We start from the raw sequence: 18,665 nt of genomic DNA, 5'->3' as shown, positions 1-18,665 counted from the left end.
GCCTGCTCTTTTCCACCATGGGAGCGTCAATGAGACGACCTGGTCCGCTTCGCACCTTGCTGTCCTGCATGACCGTGACCGCCCTGTCGGCCGGGCTGGTCGCCCTCGGCGGAGGCGGTGCGCTGGCCGCGGCACCGGCCCACTCGCACGCCCCGAAGCCGCTCCCCGCGCATGTGGCGGCGCCCTACTTCGAGGCGTGGACCGGCGAGAGCCCGGCCGCGCTCGCCGCCGCGTCGGGCAACAAGTACCTCACGATGGCCTTCCTCCAGACGGACGCGCCGGGCTCGTGCACCGCGTACTGGAACGGCGCCACCGCCCAGCCGATCGACAAGGCGTCCTTCGGCGCGGACATCGCCCGGATCCAGGCCCGCGGCGGCAACGTCATCCCGTCCTTCGGCGGCTACGGCGCCGACACCACCGGCACCGAACTCGCCGACAGCTGCACCAGTGTCGACGCCATCGCCAAGGTGTACGAGAGCCTCGTCACGACGTACGGCATCACCCGGATCGACCTCGACATCGAGGCCGACTCGATCAACAACACCGCCGGGATCGACCGCCGCAACAAGGCCATCGCCAAGGTCCAGCGCTGGGCCGAACGCACGCGTCACCCCGTGCAGTTCTCCTACACGCTGCCCAGCTTCGCGACCGGTCTCGCGCCCAACGGGGTGGCCCTGCTGCGCAACGCCGTCGACAACGGCGCACGCGTGGACGTCGTCAACATCATGACCTTCGACTACTGGGACGGCGCCACGCACGACATGGCGGCCGACACCAGGACGGCCGCCACCGGCCTGCACGACCAGCTGGCCGCGCTGCACCCGGAGAAGTCCCCGGCGAAGCTGTGGAACACGATCGGCGTCACCGAGATGCCCGGCATCGACGACTACGGCCCCGAGGAGACCTTCACCACCCAGGACGCCGTCGCGGTCGAGAAGTGGGCCGCCGCCAGGGGCATCAACACGCTCTCCTTCTGGGCGCTCCAGCGTGACAACGGCGGCTGCGTGGGTACCGCGGGCGCCAACGCCTGCTCCGGAATCGCCCAGGACACCTGGTACTTCAGCCACACCTTCGAGCGCTTCACCCACGGCGTCCGCTGACGCTCTTCATCCACGGCGTCCGCCGACGCTTCACCCACGGCGTCCGCCGAGGGCGCAGGAAGGCGGCCGTAGCGCCGTCGGGGCCCGCCCGGGATCCGGGCGGGCCCCGACGGCGTGGTGCCCTGTTCTGTCGTGCTCCGTGCTCCGGCCGTCCCGCCTCACATGCCGTAGGGACTCGACGGGGGAGCTGTCGTGCGGAGGTCGCGCGGGAGGTGCGGCGGCGCCGGAGCCCTCGGCGGGTCGAGGAGCCGGGGAGCGGCGCCGGTGCGGGCGAGGAGCTGTGAGGTCTGCGGGGAGGGGTGGTGCAGCCGCAGCGACGCGTGCGCTGTGGCGGCGTGCTCCGACGCGTCCAGGAAGACCCGCAGACCGGTGCCGTCGCATGACCCGAGAGGGGTCAGATCGACGTCGATGGTGCTGATGCCGTCGTCCAGGCACCGTTCCAGGGCGTCGCGCACCCGGGGCGCCGTGGCCGGATCGATCTCACCGGCCAGGGTGATCAGTGACCGGTTCCTCCGGTCGTGCCGGTAGATGGTCAGACGTGGTAGGGACATGACGCCTCCGTTCTGGGGACGCGCAGGGCTTCACGGGTCCGGCCGGTACGACGAGGTCGGGCCCGAGGTCCGGCCCGAGGCCGGGCCTGAGGTCCGGGCGTATCCCGGCCGCGCCGGAGCACGGGCGGGCGGCTGCTGTGGGGGCGGACGGCGGTCCGCCCGGCGTGCTGGATGCCGAGCCGGTGGAGTACGTAGGCCCCGACGGCGACGAGCACCAGACAGAGGGAGACGGTCACGAAGGCGTCCATGACGGCCGCCTCAGTCACCGATGCCGGGAAGGCGGCGGGGCCGCAGGTCGTGGCGCGTCGCTCCGAAGGTCGCGGACATGGGGCGAACCCGTCTCCGGGCCGCGCCTGGGACTGCGGTCCGGGTCTCATCTCTCACCGGGAACGACCCGGCGTGGCAGCCGGTGCACGACATACTCCCGGTACACCAAACCTACTCCTCCCGTCCCCGGCTTCCCCGCGCCGAACCTCCCCGTGCCGGAACCACCCCGTGCCGGAACCACCCCGTGCCGGAACCACCCGGCGTCGCGGCGGCCGAAGCGACCGGCAGGAGTACGGTGGAGGAGCCGAGGGCACCTCGTATGCCGGTGATCGGACCGGTCTCGTCCTCGCCGCGCAGCAGACACGGGCCGCTCCGGTCCGGGGCAGGTTCCGCCCTATGACGTCCGAGGCCACGCATCACCCGCCCGGTCCGCAGCGCGCAGACTCCCCCGGCGCAGACTCCTCCCAGGCCCCCGGCACTGGGACGGACGCGCCGGGCCGGGTGGAGGTCCGCATCGTCTCCGGGGACCCCGAAGCCGCCCGGCGGGTCGCGGACGCGCTCCGGGTGCTGTTCGCCGGCGACGAGCAGCGCAGTTATCCGGACGGCCCCGCGGGTACGGGCACGCGACTGCACCTCACGCTCGACGCCTCGGACACCGCCCGCCCGCTCCGCCCCTGGCTGGACACCAGCAGGCCGCCCGCGGACCGTACCCACCGGGGCGAGACGGTCTGACGGCCCCGCCGCCGGGCCACCCGGATCCCCGCCCACTCCCCGGATCCGTCGAAGAGGCGCGGCCCAGGACCCCGGCCACACCCTCGTCACCGAGGCCGAGGAGCCACGATGCCTCTCGGTCTCCCCACTCGGTTTCTCCGCACCCCGGCCGTGGCGCACTCCGCCCGCGGCCGGTCGGATGTACCGCAACGACCCAGGTTCCGCAGGGCGTTACGCACCCGACGGACCCGCCGACCGCGACCACCGCATCTTCACCCGCCCTCGCCCCGCCCCGCCCCCGCCACCTCTCCAGGAGTTCCTATGACTCTCGCCCCGCCGCCCCTGCTCTTCTCGCCGGTCGGTGTCCGCCTGCGCTTGCCGTCCCAGCCCGAGCACGGCCGCATGCCCCGGCCCATCGACGGCGCCTGGTGGCCCCGCTCGTACGACCTGACCTCCGAACTGCCCTGGCTGCTGGACGGACTTCCGCGTTCCTGGGGGCAGATCGGGGGCGTTCTGGTGGACGGGGCCGAGTGGTCCCCGTTCCCGGGCCGGCTGCTCGTCGCCGACGGGGTCGTGCGCCTGCGCCGGACGGCCCCCCGGCACGCCCCGCCCACCGTCTGTCTGGTGGCTCCCGGCCGGGGCCGCTGGGACCTGCTGGTGGTGCCGCCCACCGCCACGGAGGAGGAGGCAGGCCGGCTCATGGAAGGCGCCGTGGGGGACAGCGGGGAGGACCGCCTCGGGGACCACGTGCAGGACCACGTGCCGGACCACGTGGGGGACCGTGTGGTGTGAGCGGCGGAGGGACGACCGCGGGCGCGGCGCGGGCCCGCGAAACGGCCTGACGGAGCGGGGCGTTCCCCCGGCAGCCCCGTGCGCCCCCGGTCCCCGCCCCCCGTCACTCCCCGCGGAGTTTCGCCGCGGCGAACTCCCGCATCCCCTCCTCGAAGGCGACCTCGGCCTTCCAGCCGAGTTCGGCGCGGAGCCGGGAGGAGTCCGCCGTGATGTGGCGTACGTCGCCCAGGCGGTACTCGCCGGTCACCACGGGCTCGGGTCCGCCGTACGCGGCGGCCAGCGTCCGTGCCATCGCCCCGACCGTGTGCGGGTCCCCGCTGCCGGTGTTGTACGCGGTCAGGGCGCCGTCCCGGGATTCGGCCGTGAGCGCGGCCACGTTGGCCGCCGCCACATCCCGCACGTGCACGAAGTCCCGTCGCTGGCGGCCGTCCTCGAAGACGCGCGGCGCCCGGCCGTGGGCGAGGGCGGACCGGAAGAAGGAGGCGACGCCCGCGTAGGGGGTGTCGCGCGGCATGCCGGGCCCGTACACATTGTGGTAGCGCAGCGACACCGCCGAGCCGCCGGTGGCCCGGGCCCAGGCCGCCGCCAGATGCTCCTGGGCCAGCTTGGTCGTCGCGTAGACGTTGCGGGGATCGGCCGGCGCGTCCTCGTCCACCAGTCCCGGGGTCAGTTCCTCACCGCACCGCGGGCACCGGGGTTCGAACCGTCCCGCGTCCAGGTCCGCCACGGTCCGGGGCCCCGGCCGCACCACCCCGTGCCACTCGCACGCGTACCGCCCCTCCCCGTACACCACCATCGACCCGGCGAGCACGAGCCGCCGCACCCGCGCCTCCGCCATGGCGGCCAGCAGTACCGCCGTGCCGAGGTCGTTGCGCGACACGTACTCGACCGCGTCCCCGAACCCCGTTCCCAGCCCGACCATCGCCGCCTGATGGCAGACGGCGTCCACGCCCGGCAGCGCGGAGGCGACCGCCCCGGCGTCGCGCACGTCCAGACCGTCGCGCAGGTCGAACACGACGGGTTCGTGCCCGCGTTCCGTCAGCGCCTCGACGACATGGGACCCGATGAACCCGGCACCGCCGGTGACCAGTACACGCATACCGGGCACGCTAGGCCCCGGACCCGCGCCGTCCCAGCGCCGCGCCGGGCATGTCACCGCTCCGTAAGACCTCGCCCGGACCCGGTGGGCGGAATGGGTGCGAGGGAGCGCGGGTTCACGGGAGGTCGTCGCGTGAGGAGCGCGTGCGTGGCCCTCGGTCGCCGAGGGACGCGGCGCACGGGCCTCCCCGCGGAAACGGCCCGCCGGACAGGTCGACGGGCCGCGACGAAAGACCGAGGTCAACCGTGAGGGTCGATGGTCTTCTTCCATCCCACCGACAGCCCCCAGGATCCAGTCGTCCTGGAGGTGACCGATACGGCGACGTTCTTGCGGCTGTTCCCGGAAGCCAGCTGGTTGAGCTGCAGAGGGCCGCTGTCAGAGCACGCGACGGATTGGCTCATGAAAGAGCCGACCTTGACGTCGATGGTCCCGGAACCCGAGCAGATCACCGCGACCTCCAGAGTTCCCTGTCGAATGAGTGGGATCTCCGGAAAGGAGTAGCCACCGGTTCTTCCGCCGGTTCTGATGAACGTTGCCTGGGCGTCCGGGAGTTGGGGCGGAGTGCGCGGGTCCGCGGTGACGGCGGATGCGGGGGAAGGGGCGGCGGAGGATCTGCCGGGTGAAGGTGATTCGACCGGCACCCGACCGGCGGTCGCCCGACCGCCGGTCGACGTCGCACCGGTGCAGCCGGCCAATGCCAGCAGGGCTACCGGAACGGCTATCGCTATGCGCCGCATGTGCCCGCATGTGCACCACCGGGCCATGGCACTTGCGAACACGGTCGAGTCTGCGAGCAGGCGCACTTCTCCCCCTGGTGTCTCGGGAATGGAACTGGTTGGTCAGACCGTCGCTCTCGGAGCCTAGGGATGACTGGGTGTGCCGTCCGCTGAATCGAGACACGGCAACACCTCGGCTGCGGAGGGTGGGTGGACGTCGCGCCGCATCGCGGGGGTACCCGAGGGAGGGCGGGGGTGGACCCGGGCACCGGTCAGGGCCGGCGGCTCCGGTGGCTCGCCGGCGCCGGTGGCTTGCTCGACTCGCTCAGCGCACGGGGAAGCCGAAGGAGTAGCCCTGCCCCTTGAGCCAGGGCAGGACCCGGCGCAGCGCTTCGACGGTCTGGGAGCGGTCGCCTCCCGCGTCGTGGAAGAGGAGCGTCGGCCCGTTGGGGAGCTCCCGCTGGACGGTGGCGACGATGGCGTCCGTGCCCGGCCGCTCGAAGTCCTTGGTGTCCACGTTCCAGCCCAGCGGGCGCATCCCCCGGGAGGCGGCGAGCTTGCGGCTGTCGGGGGTGAAGGCGCCACCGGGGGCCCGGTAGTACATCGGCCGTACGCCCCCGGACGCCTTGGTGATCATGCGTTCGGCGTCGAGGATCTGCTGGGACCGGTAGGCCGGGGACTTCTTGTCCATGGTGGTGTCGTGCGACACCGTGTGGTCGCACAGCCGGTGCCCGGCCGCGACCACCTTCTTCACGAGGTCCGGGTGGGCCTGCGCCTGCGTCCCCACCATGCAGAACGTGGCCTTCACCCCGTACTCCCGCAGCACGTCGAGCACTTGGGGGGTCCACTCGGGGTCGGGCCCGTCGTCGATGGTGATGTTGACGCCGCGCGCGCCCTTGTCCGAGGCGTGCGCGATGGTCACCGCGACCGTCTTGACGGCACTGCTCCGCGCGGCCGGCGCGGTCGCCTTCGACGAGGGGGCGCCCACGGCACCGGCCTGCGCGGTCCACAACGAGGCACCGACGGCGAACACCGTCACCCCGAGTGCCGCCCCGACCACCTTGCCGTACCAGCCCCGCGTCCCGCCGTGCCGTGCCATGTCCGCCCCGCTTTCGCCAGTGCCCCGTCGATCCCCGGTCGTGTCGCGACCACTTGGCAGGACGAAGGATCCCGGCCGCGGGATGCGTCCGTTACCGATCACGGACAATCCCGGAGGAGTTCTCGGACAACCGGACCGGCCCCGGACCCCGGAGAACCCCGGGTCGTCGGCCTGGTGGTGCAGTTTGAAGGGCTGGTTTCGTGCCGCTGCTCACCGTGGTCGTCCGGTTTTGGGGGCACGCTTTGGGCACGCACCACATGGGGGTGTTGCGCGGGGGCCGGACGGTTCCGCTGTGGTGGAACACCTGCGGGCGCGGGATCAGTTGGGCCCGTCAGGACTCCGGGAGAAGAGCGTGTAGCCGGCCATCGCCACGACCGCGTCCTCGACGAGCAGCACGCGCGGCGGGTAGCTCTGCACTTTGTCCCCGGGGTCGTCCAGTGCGGAGGTGCGCCAGACCTCCGCTCCGGTACGGCTGTCCAGTGCCAGCAGACGGCCGAAGCGGTTGGAGAAATAGACCCGCTTGTACGTCGGCGACACCGCGGGTGCGGACAGACTCTCCATGTCCGTCGTCTTCTGCCAGAGTCGTCTGCCGCTGTCCGCCGACACCGCGGTGACCGACCCGTCGGACCGGACGAAGTAGACGACGCCGTCCACGAGGGTGGCCGCGCCGGTCAGCGGATGCGCCAGCGGTATCCGTCTGACCTGTCCGGTCTCCGGGGCCACCCGCAGCAGTGCGTTGTACGGCCGTTCGTACCCGGCTTCGTACACGTCCTTCGCGGTCTGGGGGGCGAGGAACAGGGGTTGCCCGCCGACAGCGCCGAGCGCCTCCGCCTTCTTGGGCAGTGTGGCCGCTTCGGTCAGGCTGCCGGGTCCGAGTCTCATGAGTTCGACCGGGGTCCGGCCGGGCTCGTTGCCCTTCGAGCACAGGGCGTAGGGCACGCCTCCCAGCGCCGCCGGAGTGCAGTACTCGTCCAGCGAGGGCGCCCGCCACAGTTCCTTGCCGGAAGGCCCATAGGCCACGAACGTCGAGTAGTCGTGAGACAGGGTCAGCAGTCCGCCGTCGTACAGGACCGCGTCCTCGGACGGGTTGATGTCGCGTTGCCACCGCCGGTGCCCGGTCGCGGCGTCGAGGGCCACCACGCGCCTGTTCCTGTCGTCCGGAACCTCGTACATGTAGACCAGCCCGTCGCGAACGCCGACCGGCTGTGCCCCCTGAGGGCGGGTGCCGGTCCGCCACAGGGTGCGGCCGGAGGCCGCGTCGATCCTGGCGGCCGTGAAACCCGTACCGCCACAGAACAGGGCGGTCCCCTCCGTCAGGCATCCAGGGCTGTCGTAGTCGAGAGGGACACCCTTCACGTCGTACCGCAGCTTCGTCCGCCACGGCCGCCAGCCGTCGGGCAGTGACGCGGCCCGGGCGGTGGCCGTGCCGGTGCCGGTGGCGGTGGCGGTGCCCGAATCGGACACGAAGACACCCGCCCCGATGCTCAGCGCCGTGACGGCCAGCACCGCGCCGAGGCCGGTGAGCAGCATCCGGGCCCGGCGCCGCTTGCCCGTGCCGATGCCGGTCGCGGCGCCCGCGGAGGTGGTGGCCGTGCTCCGAGAAGTGGGGCGGCGCGGGGGTTTCGCGGACTGCTCGGCCATCGGGGACCCGGTGGCGTCGGAGTCCGGCAGCGCCTGGAGCATGCGGTGTATGTCCGTCAGTTCCGGGCGTGCGAGCGGGTCCTTGTCCAGGCAGCGCTCGACGATGTCCAGGAGCGCTGCGGGCACGCCGTCGAGGTCCGGGGTTCCGAACACCACCTGATAGCCGGTTATATACGGGCTGTCGGCGTCGAACGGTCCCGTGCCGACGGCCGCGAACACCAGCAGCGACCCCAGTGAGAACACGTCCGAGGCCGGGGTGACGTCCCGGGGAGAGGCCAGTTGTTCCGGTGACATGAAGGGCGGAGTGCCGATCATCCGCCCGGTCGTGGTGAAGCTCTGGTGGTCGGAGGCCCGCGATATGCCGAAGTCGATGACACGCGGCCCGCCCTCGGTCATGAGGACGTTGCCCGGTTTGAGGTCCCGGTGCACCAGGCCCGCCCGCTGGATGTCGCGCAGCGCCTCGGTGAGCCCCAGCCCCAGCGCGCGCAAATCCCGCTGACTCAGCGGGCCGTTCTTCTGCACGACCTCGGCGAGGTTGAGCCCCGGTATGTAGAGGGTCGCCATCCACGGCTGGTCGGCGTCCGGGTCGGCGTCCACGACAGGCGCGGTGAAGGCGCCGCTCACTCTGCGCGCTGCCTCGATCTCCTGCCGGAAGCGCGTCCGGAACTCCTCCTCCTGGGCGTACGGCCCGCGCACGAGCTTGACCGCGACCTGCCGTCCCGAGGCGGAGACCCCCAGATAGACGACTCCCATGCCGCCCGCCCCGAGCCGACCGAGAAGGGTGTACCCGCCTATGGACTCGGGGTCCCCGGTGCTCAGGGGCGTCATCGCCGATCATCCTTCCCAGCGCCTGCCTGCCTCACGGGGATCAGAGTAGGGCCTGCCGCTCCGGAGACGGAGGCGCGCCTGTCACGCACCGATGTCCCTGTGCCCCCGGGTCGTGCGACGGGTCATCCATCCAGACGAGGGCTCAACTCCCGCCCGTCCGAGCGATGTCGAGGTCGGGCCCAGGTCGAGCCGATGCCGATGCCGAGTCGAGGTCGAGGTTGAGTCGAGGTCGATGCCGGTGTGCTTCGAGGTGTTCACGTGTGCCCGTTTCGCGGGAGCCGGCGGTCTCGTCAGCCGTTCCCCACGGTCCTCCATTCCATTCGGCATCCCAGGAAGACCGCGTTTGTGCAGTTCAGAGGTGGTGCGGGCGTTCCAGCATCCCGAAATCCCGACAGGAATGGCTGATGGAACGCTGCATGGCACAGGCTTGGGTCGTCCGAACGCGGCGCCCCGCCTGACCCGGTGATCGGCCCCGTACGACTGCGTGTTCATGGCCCGCGCTCCAGGAGCGGCGGGGCACACCACATGCAGCACGACCAGGACAGGACCGAGCGGCACAGCCCGCAAACGGAAGATCTGAACCGTTCCGGGTTCAGTGGAGACTCGATTCCGTGAAAGGATTGAGTCATGGCACGCCCTTCCTCCTATCCCCTTGAGCTGCGCAAACGAGCGGTCCGTATGGTCGCCGAGGTCCGCGGTGACTACCCGAACGAGTCGGCCGCGCTGAGGGCGGTCGCCCAGAAACTCGGCATCGGCTCGGCCGAGACACTGCGGAACTGGGTGAAGCGGGACGAGATCGACTCCGGACAGCGTCCAGGGACGACCACAGAGGAATCCGCGCAGATCAAAGCGATGAAGAAAGAGATCGCCGAGCTGAAGCGAGCCAACGACATCTTGAAGGCCGCGGCGTCTTTCTTCGCGGCCGAGCTCGACCGGCCACACACACGCTCGTAGCGTTCATCGACGAGCACCGGGCCCGCTTCGGCGGTGTCGAGCCGATCTGCCGCGTGCTCACCGAGCACGACTGCAAGATCGCCCCTTCCACGTACTACGCGGCGAAGAAACGCGCGGCCGCGCCCTCGGCCAGGCAGGTGCGGGATACCGCCCTCAAGATGCTGATCACCGAGATCCACGCGGCCAACTTCCGTGTCTACGGCGCCAGGAAGGTCTGGCGTGAGCTGCACCGCCAAGGCCACGTCGTGGCCCGGTGCACCGTCGAACGCCTGATGCGGGAACTCGGTATCGCCGGCGCCATCCGCGGAAAAAAGGTCATCACCACGAGCCCTGACACTGCCGTCGAGCGGGCACCGGACCTGCTGGACCGCAAGTTCGTCGCGTCGGCGCCGAACCGCTGCTGGGTCGCCGACTTCACCTACGTCAGCACCTGGTCCGGAGTCGTCTACGTCGCCTTCGTCGTGGACACCTTCTCCCGCCGCATCGTCGGCTGGTCAGCGGCCACATCAAAGGAGACCCGCCTCGTCCTGGACGCCCTCGAGATGGCCCTGTGGCAACGCGACCGAGACCAACACCCGCACAGGAAAGGCGAGTTGATACATCACAGCGATGCCGGGTCGCAGTACACGTCGTTCGCGCTCGCCGAGCACCTCGACCGGGCGGGCATCGCCGCGTCGATCGGGTCGGTCGGTGACGCCTACGACAACTCCCTGATGGAGTCCACGATCGGCCTGTTCAAGACCGAGCTGATCAAGCCCCGCCGCCCCTGGAAGACTCTCTCCGAGGTCGAACTGGACACCGCCGAGTGGGTCGACTGGTACTGCCACCGCCGACTCCACGGTGAGATCGGGCACATCCCACCCGTCGAATACGAAACCAACTACTACAGCAAGACCGCAAAACACCAGGTCACAGTCAAGATCTAGAGTCTCGATCAAACCCGGAACGGTTCAATCATATTCCTGATATTCAGAGAAAGCAGTCCAGCCATGCCCATCGCCACTCGTTTCGTCTCCCGCGCGGCCGCCTCCTCCCTGGTCGTCGCCGCGCTCACGCTCGCCGGCTTCCAGGCCACCGGGCAGACGGCCTCCGCCGCCGCCAAGAAGGCGCCCTCGGTCGTCACCTGCACCACCGCGAACACCGAGCTGACCGTCACCGAGGTGTCCCGCCCGATCAACCACCTGCTGGTCAAGGCCACCAACACCGGCAGCAAGCCCTGCTACGCCTACATCGCCCCCTACCTGAGGGCCGGCGCTGACGCCCAGGCGCCGCTGCCGTGGGCCGAGGAGACCACGCCGCAGGCCGTGGTGACGCTCAAGCCCGGCCGGTCCGCGTACGCGGGCATCACGACGTCCACCCCCGACGGCGAGGGCGGCGCCAAGGCGAAGACCCTGGGCGTGTTCTTCGCGGACAGGAAGGGCGACGCGACCGGCAGGGAGAAGACCCTGAAGCTGCCGAAGGGCGGTGTCTTCTTCAACAGCACCGCCACCGTCACCTACTGGCAGGACAACGCGACGGACGCCCTCACCTGGTAGCCGCCCGGGCGCCCGCCGCCGGTCCAACGCGTCGATTCAGGCCGCGATTTCCTGCCGCCGATCATTGTCGGAGTGCTGTCGGAGTGCTGTCCGAGTGATGGCGGAGAGCTGAGGGATCAGCGCGGTTTTCTTCGATGTCGGGGTGGGTGTCGCCGAGAGCCTGTTCGTGCCCGAGGACGGCTGGCGTTCGGCATGGAACGGGCCCGGACGAAACGTGTCGTCCGGGCCCGTCGTGCGGCGGTGAAGCCGGGCTCAGAACAAGCCCTTGTATCCCTGCCAGCCGGTGGCGATCTTCGTACGGCCGCCGAAGGAACCCGTGCCGGTGCCGTTGTTGCGCCAGACGTTGCCGGAGGTGTCGCGGGAGACCAGGTCAGCCCTGCCGTCGCCCGTGATGTCTCCCACGCCCACGATCACGTTGTACGACGAGCCCCAGTCGTTGAAAACCTTCACGCGGGCCTTGAACGTGCCGGTCGCCGTGCCGTTGTAGCGCCACAGCTCGTTCGACTTGTCCTGGACCAGCAGGTCACCGTGACCGTCGCCGTTGAGGTCACCGGCTCCCACGACCTTCTTGTACCCCGTCCACTTGGACGCGATCTTCACTCTCGCGGAGAACGTGCCCGTGCTCGTCGCCTTGTAGAGGTAGACGTCGCCGGTCGAGGACTGGCGGGCGATCAGGTCGGCCCGGCCGTCGCCGCTGACGTCCCCGGGCGAGGTCAGCACGTCGTACTGGTTCCAGCCCGTGCCCAGCGAGGTGTACGCGGTGGACGGCGTCACCGCCGCCCCGCACGCGGGCCGGTAGGCGCGCAGCGAACCGCTGCTGAACCGCACGAGCACGTCGTTGCAGCGGTCGCCGCTCAGGTCGCCGAAGGGCACCGCCTTTACCGTCGTCGGCCACCCGGAGCCCGTCACCTTGCCGGTGAACGTTCCCTTGCCCGTCCCGTACTGGTACGTCAGCCCGCCCGAGCTGTTGAGCGTCACCAGCTCGCCGAAGCCGTCCGACCCGACGAAGTCGCGGCGGACCGCGGCGGCTCCGGTGACCTTGACCGAACCCGTCCTCGTCAGCGCCGCGCCCTGCCCGTCCGCGGGGGTGACGGTCAGTTTCCAGGTGTAGGCGCCGTTGGGCACCAGCCGGCCGGAGCCGTCCTTGCCGTTCCAGGCCGGGCTCACCACACCGCGCGTCAGAGCGCCGGTGAGCGTGCGTACGGTCTTACCGGCCTGGTCGCCGATCGCGAGGGTCCAGGAGGCCGCCGGCTTGTTCAGCCACCACTTCGGGGCCCACTGCGCGCTGCCGCCCTTGACGTCGATCGAGGCGGCGACGGTGGCGTCGCGCTGGGCGAGTGCGGAGACGGGCACGTCGCTTGCGGTCAGACGGATGGAGTTGTCGGAGCGGAGCTGGGCGATCACACCGGTGTACGGGTCGACGTCCCAGGCGTTGCCCTCGAACTGCCCGGCGGTGTGCGCCACGGGTGTCCCGCCGCGCACGTCGATCACCTTGAGCTGTCCGGCCGCGGCCGTCGCGACGAAGCCGTCACCGAGCTGCGCCTGCTCCCAGCCCGAACCCTGCACGAGCGTCACATTCCGCTTGGTGACGGTGTCGTAGACGCCCTGGCCCTCCGAGTTGAGCACGCAGTTCCACAGCAGCCACCGGCCGACCGCCTGGAAGTCGTTCAGCAGGCAGCCGCGACCGAACCACACGGGCTCGCCCTGCTTCCCGGTCAGCAGGTCGTAGGGGACCACGCTGTCGTTGCCGGACATCACCCACACGGTGGTGCCCCATATCGCCCGTACGCTCTCCGTCGTCGTGAACACCGTGCGCCCGGAGTCGAGGTCGACGATCCGGGTCTCCATCTTGCCGGCGCTGTCGTACGGCCTGGCCAGGGCGGCGAAGCGGCCGTTCGCTGCGGTCGCCGTCTGGTAGCTGCGGGAGCTGTCGATCCGGGTGCCGGGCAGCGACTGGGTGGACTCGAGGAGCCGGGGCTGCTGTGCGGCGCTCGTGCCGAAACCGGAGACGACCGTCCGGCCGTCGCCGGTGTCGAGGAGACGCGGGCGACCTCCCGCGTAGTCCTCCAGCACGATGCGGCCGCGCGGGGTGCGCGCCCCTGCCGTGGGGGAGCCGGCCACGCCGGTCTCCCGGGTGTGGAGGTACGACCAGTCACCCACGGGGTCCAGCTCCACGGTGGTCAGCCGGCCCTGGGCGAAGGTGAGCTGAGAGACCGTGTGGGCGGTCTTCTGCGGGTACGCGTCCGCGATCCGGCGCACGGTGACCCCGCCGCCCGCGGCGGCCTCGACGAGGGAGACGCCCCAGTGGTCCGTGTCGGCGCCGCCCGCCACCAGAAGCCCGCCGTCCGGAGTCGCCACGGCGCCCCGGGACGTCCGGGCCAGCAGCGTCCGGCGCGCGGAGCCGTCGAGGGGGACGGCCTCCACGCGCGAGACGGCGCGGTAGGTGTCGCTGCTGCCCAGGGAGCGGTCGTACCGGGACACGATCACGGTGTCGCCGACCATGCCCAGCACCTGCGCGATGTCACCGACCGCCACGGTCCGCAGGGCGGCGGCCGGGTTCTGGCGGGAGGCGACGTACAGGGTGCCGTTGTCGAACCACACCAGGTGGGTGGGGCTGAGCGCGACCAGGTAGTACCACGCCCGCATGGTGTACGGCAGGGCGGTGAAGCGCGCCTGCTCGATGTCGAGCCAGCCGGTGACGTCGTTGTCGCCCTTCCGGTACTGCACCACCTGTCCGCGCGCGTCGCCCAGCCCGGCGGCGGACTCCGTGACGACGCCGGAGGGCACGCCTTCCACCGTGCGGTCGGAGAGGGTGCCGTCGTCCCGAGCGTCGAGCAGGTGCCACTGGGAGTCGCCCGGGGTTCCCGTCGTCGTGACGACCGTCGAACCGAGCGTGCTGAAGTAGCGGTGCCCCTCGGGCAACGCGACCGTACCGACCTGACCTGACGTCATGTTCCGCAGGGTCACGACCCGGGCGGAGCTGTCGAGGTGTGCGACGACGTCCGAACCCGCGCCGGCACTCGTCACGCCGTACGCGTCCGTGCCCGAGGCGTCGACGACGGTGTCGACACCGTCGTACGTCGTCCACAGCTGGCCACGGCCCTCCTCGTACCGGAGGAACCCCGAGGGCCCCGCGCTCAGCAGACCCGTCCGGGGAACCATGGATGTGGTGGCCGGCACGACCACTTCTCCGGTGACCGTCTTCCCTTGCGCACTGGCGGCCGTGAACGGGCCGAGCCCGAGGGCGAGCGTGAAGGAAACAGCGGCGGCGGTGGCGCCTCGTACGAGCGCACGTCTGCCCATGCAGGACCTCTCCGGGGTGGTGGGCGAAGGCTTGGAGAGGCTGGTACGCGCGCCACGAAGCCGCAGGTCATGGACGCGCGGCACACGTGACGTTCAGACACCCCCCCAGGCGAGTGGCCGGATCGTAGCACTTTACCTGCGCATGACCTGCGGGTCGGGTGGTGTGGTGGCGGCGACTGATCACCGCGCACAACAAAGAACCCCCGGGTCATCGACCTGGGGGTTTCATCGGTTCACATGGAGCGGGTGACGAGAATCGAACTCGCACTCTCAGCTTGGGAAGCTGATGTTCTACCACTAAACTACACCCGCGTAAGACGCCGGCCAGGCCGGTGTCGAATGCCCGCTCACTCTACCTCATGCCTGGCCCCCGGCGCTGAAGCCGCGGGGCCGGTGTGCGTTTCGGGGAGTGGACACGGCTGCGGGGGAACGGAGTTGGGGCGTACGGTGGAGGCGTGAGGGAGGGTCCCGGCGGGGTCGGAGTGCCGCCTGGAGGACCGTCCCATTGATCCCGTAATGTGGCTTTCGTCGTCGGCCACGCCAGTGCCTGACGAAGGCTCTTGGGGAAGGGACTCTGTGGACTTGATGGAGCGCACCGTCGTCCGATGTGCCGAGGGGCACGTGTTCAGCACCACTACGTTCCCGATGCAGAAGGCCGAGCGGCTCGGACCCGGTCGATTGATCCGGTGTCCGCGGTGCGCGCGGCTGCGGAACGTCGTTCCGGTGGCGTTGGAGAACCGGTAGCGGAAGGTGCTGAGTGGTCTCAGCAGGAGGTAGACGTGGGGCTGTCCACAATTGTGGGCAGCCCCACGCGTATCCTCGGGGCGTGCTTCTCTCAGACAAGGACATCCGGGCCGAGATCGACGCCGGACGGGTGCGGATCGCCCCCTACGACGAATCCATGGTGCAGCCGTCGAGCATCGACGTGCGGCTCGACCGCTACTTCCGGGTGTTCGAGAATCACCGCTACCCCCACATCGACCCCTCCATCGAGCAGGCGGATCTGACGCGGCTGGTCGAGCCCGAGGGCGACGAGCCGTTCATCCTGCATCCCGGGGAGTTCGTCCTCGCCAGTACGTACGAGGTCATCACGCTGCCCGACGACCTCGCCTCGCGGCTCGAAGGCAAGAGCTCCCTCGGGCGGCTCGGCCTCGTCACGCACTCCACGGCGGGGTTCATCGATCCTGGTTTCTCCGGGCACGTGACCCTGGAGCTGTCCAACCTGGCGACGCTGCCCATCAAGCTCTGGCCGGGCATGAAGATCGGGCAGCTGTGCATGTTCCAGCTCAGCTCGCCGGCCGAGTTCCCCTACGGCAGCGACCGGTACGGCTCCCGCTACCAGGGGCAGCGCGGCCCGACCGCCTCCCGGTCCTTCCTCAACTTCCACCGGACCCAGGTGTGAGGGCGTGACCATGACCGAAGCGCGCGAGAACCTCACCTACGAGCGGTTCGGGACCGCCGTCCGCGAACTCGCCCAGACCATCGCCGACGACGGGTACGAGCCGGACATAGTGCTCTCCATCGCGCGCGGGGGTGTCTTCGTCGCGGGCGGCCTCGCGTACGCCCTCGACTGCAAGAACATCCACCTGGTGAACGTCGAGTTCTACACGGGCGTCGGAACCACCCTCGAGATGCCCGTCATGCTCGCCCCCGTCCCCAACGTGATCGACTTCTCCGACAAGAAGGTCCTGATCACGGACGACGTCGCCGACACCGGCAAGACGCTCAAGCTCGTGCACGACTTCTGCGTCGACACCGTCGCCGAGGTCCGCAGCGCCGTGATCTACGAGAAGCCCCACTCGCTGGTGAAGTGCGAGTACGTGTGGAAGCGGACCGACTCGTGGATCAACTTCCCGTGGAGTGTTCTGCCTCCAGTGCACAGGTCGGGAGAGGCCCCCAGGGAGAACTTGGAAGCGCTCTGACGCGTGACGACGCGCACGCTGCCGGGCGCGCAGCGGACCTACCAGGGCCCCTCGGTTGATCACCGAGGGGCCCTGGTGCTGTCAGGAGTGATGAGACCTTCTGATCCGTAGGCGCGCTTCTGGGCGGGTGCGGAGAAATGTCGTCGCCTGACCGGGCAGGGGCATGCCAGAAACGCTCGAAAGGTGCGCAAAAAGGACTTATTGCACTTTGTGGTTCTTTCTGTCACATAGAGTGCGCCTGCGCGCACTGTGAGGTAGGGAGGCGTCGGCCTGCTGCTGACCGCGCGCGGGTGCTGACAGGGCTGACACCGAGGAACCGGGAGAGATCGGTGAACGAGAGACTTGCGCGACCCTCTTTGATCGCGGGTGCGGGGCGACGGCGTGGGAGGCCCGGCACTGGCCGGCGGTGGTGCAGCGCGGGCGCCGCGGCAGCCCTGTGCGTGGTCCTGTTCGGTCTCGGGACGGCTCCGGTGGCGGCGGCCACGGCGTCCCGTCGTGCGGTCGACATCGATCAGACCTTCACCTTCACGGGTGCCCCGCAGAGTCTCACCATCCCCGCGAACGCGGTGGCGACGATCACCGCTGACGGCGCCGGCGGCGGCAGCGCCGTCAGCGGAACCTGCCCCAATGGAGGGACCGGTGGTACCGGGGCGCGGGTGGTCAGCACGCTTCCGGCCTCCGCGACCCCGACGGTCGTCACCGTCAATGTGGGGGGTGCCGGCGGCGCATCCTGCACCAACAGCGGGGGCGCCGGTGGCTACAACGGCGGAGGTGCCGGCGGAAACGGAACCACGACTCCCCTGTCTACCGGCTCGGGCGGGGGCGGGGCGTCGAGCGTGGCGACGGGCGGAAGCCTGCTCGTGGTAGCGGGTGGAGGAGGCGGCGGCGGGGGGCGCAATCTCCCCACGCAGGGAGGCAATGGCGGAACCCCCGACGGCACCGCCGGAGGCACGGGCGGGAGTCTCGGCGGTTCGCCCGGGGGCGGCGGTGGCGGGGGCACCACCGGCGCGGGAGGTACGGGCGGCGCGGGAGCCGTCGCCGGGTCCTGCACGGGCCAGGCCGGCGACGCCGGGGGTGGGTTCTCCGGTGCGACGGTCGGCACGGGAGGTGCCGGCGGCAACTACTCCGGCTGCGGTACCGGTTTCGTCGTCAGTGGCGGCGGAGGCGGCGGAGGCGGCTACTTCGGGGGCGGCGGTGGTGGCGCATCCGCCACCACCGGTGGTGCGGTCGGCGGGGGGAGCGGTGGTGGGGGCAGCAGCTTCGCCACCCCCACGGGAACGGGCACCACGTACAGCGCCTCGCCGATCGGAACCCCCGGCGCCAACGGCCTGGTGACGATCAGCTACACGATCCAGGATCTGGCCTTCGTCACGACCAGCCCGCTCCCCGACGCCACCCAGAACGTCGCCTACTCCACCACGCTGCAGACCGCCGGCGGCACCGGAGCCCCCACCTTCGCGGTCACCAGCGGCTCCGTGCCTCCCGGGTTGACCCTCAGCCCGACGAGCGGAGTGATCTCCGGTACTCCGACGACGACCGGCACGTACACGTTCACCGTGACAGCCACCGACCCCGACCCCGACGTGCCCCCGGCCTCAAGACTGTTCACGATCACCGTCCGTCCGGCCGCCGCCCTCACCTGTGCCAACGCGACACCCACCATCGTGGGGACCAACCGCGCCGACCTGCTGATCGGCACCCCCGGTGACGACGTCATCTTCGGCCTCGGCGGCAACGACGTCATCGACGGCCGCGGTGGCAACGACCTCCTGTGCGGCGGCGACGGCAACGACGTCCTGAGCGGCGGCGACGGCAACGACCGCATCGAGGGCCAGGACGGCGCCGACACCCTCAGGGGCGCCAACGGCAACGACACCCTCTTCGGCGGCAACGGCCCTGACGTCCTCGACGGCGGCCCCGGCACGAACACCAACAACGGCGGCGCCTCGCTCAACGTCTGCGTCCGCCCCCTCAGCGGCCCCGGCTGCACTGTCTGAACCGGGTATTCGGGCCACCGCCGTCATAGAGCCGGCCTGGAGTGTTCGGCCTCCCGTACGTGGGGCGGGGGGCCCGAACACGCCGTCGAGGGACGTGCTCCGACTGTCGGCCGAGCAGTCTTCGGGAAAGCGTCGATGAGTCAGCCGGGA

The 18,665-nt window shown here is 70.6% G+C and carries 13 protein-coding genes and 1 tRNA gene; 8 read left to right on the top strand and 6 right to left on the bottom strand.

The window, feature by feature from the left end:
• Positions 1-68: 68 nt before the first annotated feature.
• Complete coding sequence (locus OG199_RS20640) at positions 69-1,100, top strand: chitinase (RefSeq protein WP_356808579.1); 1,032 nt, start codon at positions 69-71, stop codon at positions 1,098-1,100.
• Between the two features lie 158 nt (positions 1,101-1,258).
• Here OG199_RS20640 and OG199_RS20635 read toward each other — a convergent pair whose 3' ends face one another.
• Positions 1,259-1,651, bottom strand: coding sequence for an STAS domain-containing protein (locus tag OG199_RS20635; protein WP_401806640.1), 393 nt, complete (start codon positions 1,649-1,651; stop codon positions 1,259-1,261).
• Positions 1,652-2,314: 663 nt separating this feature from the next.
• Here OG199_RS20635 and OG199_RS20630 point away from each other — a divergent pair.
• The gene (locus OG199_RS20630; protein ID WP_405830698.1) at positions 2,315-2,650 is read left to right on the top strand and encodes a hypothetical protein; all 336 of its coding nucleotides are present in this window, start codon (positions 2,315-2,317) and stop codon (positions 2,648-2,650) included.
• A 300-nt stretch (positions 2,651-2,950) separates the two neighbouring features.
• On the top strand, positions 2,951-3,421 hold the full coding sequence (locus tag OG199_RS20625; RefSeq protein WP_405830696.1) for a DUF5994 family protein: 471 nt from the start codon (positions 2,951-2,953) through the stop codon (positions 3,419-3,421).
• 103 nt (positions 3,422-3,524) lie between these two features.
• On the opposite strand, the gene OG199_RS20620 is transcribed toward OG199_RS20625, so the two are convergent.
• From OG199_RS20620 to OG199_RS20610, 3 genes are all read right to left on the bottom strand, one after another.
• Positions 3,525-4,520, bottom strand: a complete 996-nt coding sequence (locus tag OG199_RS20620; protein WP_356808571.1) for an NAD-dependent epimerase/dehydratase family protein — start codon at positions 4,518-4,520, stop codon at positions 3,525-3,527.
• A gap of 1,041 nt (positions 4,521-5,561) precedes the next feature.
• Positions 5,562-6,335, bottom strand: a complete 774-nt coding sequence (locus OG199_RS20615; protein WP_356808569.1) for a polysaccharide deacetylase family protein — start codon at positions 6,333-6,335, stop codon at positions 5,562-5,564.
• A gap of 318 nt (positions 6,336-6,653) precedes the next feature.
• Positions 6,654-8,804, bottom strand: a complete 2,151-nt coding sequence (locus OG199_RS20610; RefSeq protein WP_405830694.1) for a protein kinase domain-containing protein — start codon at positions 8,802-8,804, stop codon at positions 6,654-6,656.
• A gap of 627 nt (positions 8,805-9,431) precedes the next feature.
• On the opposite strand from OG199_RS20610, the gene OG199_RS20605 reads away from it, so the two are divergent.
• Together OG199_RS20605 and OG199_RS20600 are read left to right on the top strand one after the other, a co-directional pair.
• Positions 9,432-10,684 (top strand): IS3 family transposase gene (locus tag OG199_RS20605; protein WP_405830692.1). Its coding sequence is split into 2 segments (ribosomal slippage): positions 9,432-9,714 and positions 9,714-10,684, totalling 1,254 coding nucleotides; the frame shifts between segments, so codons are not numbered across the junction.
• 63 nt (positions 10,685-10,747) lie between these two features.
• Positions 10,748-11,293, top strand: a complete 546-nt coding sequence (locus OG199_RS20600; RefSeq protein ID WP_405830690.1) for a DUF4232 domain-containing protein — start codon at positions 10,748-10,750, stop codon at positions 11,291-11,293.
• Positions 11,294-11,545: 252 nt separating this feature from the next.
• Here the strand turns inward: OG199_RS20600 and OG199_RS20595 are convergent, their stop codons facing one another.
• The gene (locus OG199_RS20595) at positions 11,546-14,596 is read right to left on the bottom strand and encodes an FG-GAP-like repeat-containing protein (RefSeq protein ID WP_405830688.1); all 3,051 of its coding nucleotides are present in this window, start codon (positions 14,594-14,596) and stop codon (positions 11,546-11,548) included.
• Positions 14,597-14,834: 238 nt separating this feature from the next.
• Positions 14,835-14,908: transfer RNA gene (locus tag OG199_RS20590), tRNA-Gly, on the bottom strand.
• Positions 14,909-15,422: 514 nt separating this feature from the next.
• Here OG199_RS20590 and dcd point away from each other — a divergent pair.
• The 3 genes from dcd to OG199_RS20575 all read left to right on the top strand — a co-directional run bounded on the left by dcd (position 15,423) and on the right by OG199_RS20575 (position 18,515).
• Positions 15,423-15,998, top strand: a complete 576-nt coding sequence (gene dcd / locus OG199_RS20585; RefSeq protein ID WP_266700445.1) for a dCTP deaminase — start codon at positions 15,423-15,425, stop codon at positions 15,996-15,998.
• Between the two features lie 10 nt (positions 15,999-16,008).
• Positions 16,009-16,518 (top strand): phosphoribosyltransferase, encoded by a 510-nt coding sequence (locus tag OG199_RS20580; RefSeq protein ID WP_401806806.1) that lies wholly within the window; start codon positions 16,009-16,011, stop codon positions 16,516-16,518.
• Positions 16,519-16,958: 440 nt separating this feature from the next.
• Positions 16,959-18,515, top strand: coding sequence for a calcium-binding protein (locus OG199_RS20575; protein ID WP_405830687.1), 1,557 nt, complete (start codon positions 16,959-16,961; stop codon positions 18,513-18,515).
• Positions 18,516-18,665 lie beyond the last annotated feature (150 nt).

This window comes from Streptomyces sp. NBC_01176 (assembly GCF_045039825.1).
GTDB lineage: Bacteria > Actinomycetota > Actinomycetes > Streptomycetales > Streptomycetaceae > Streptomyces.
Note: the sequence above shows the minus strand (reverse complement) of the source record. Positions and strands in the feature narration are given on the sequence as shown.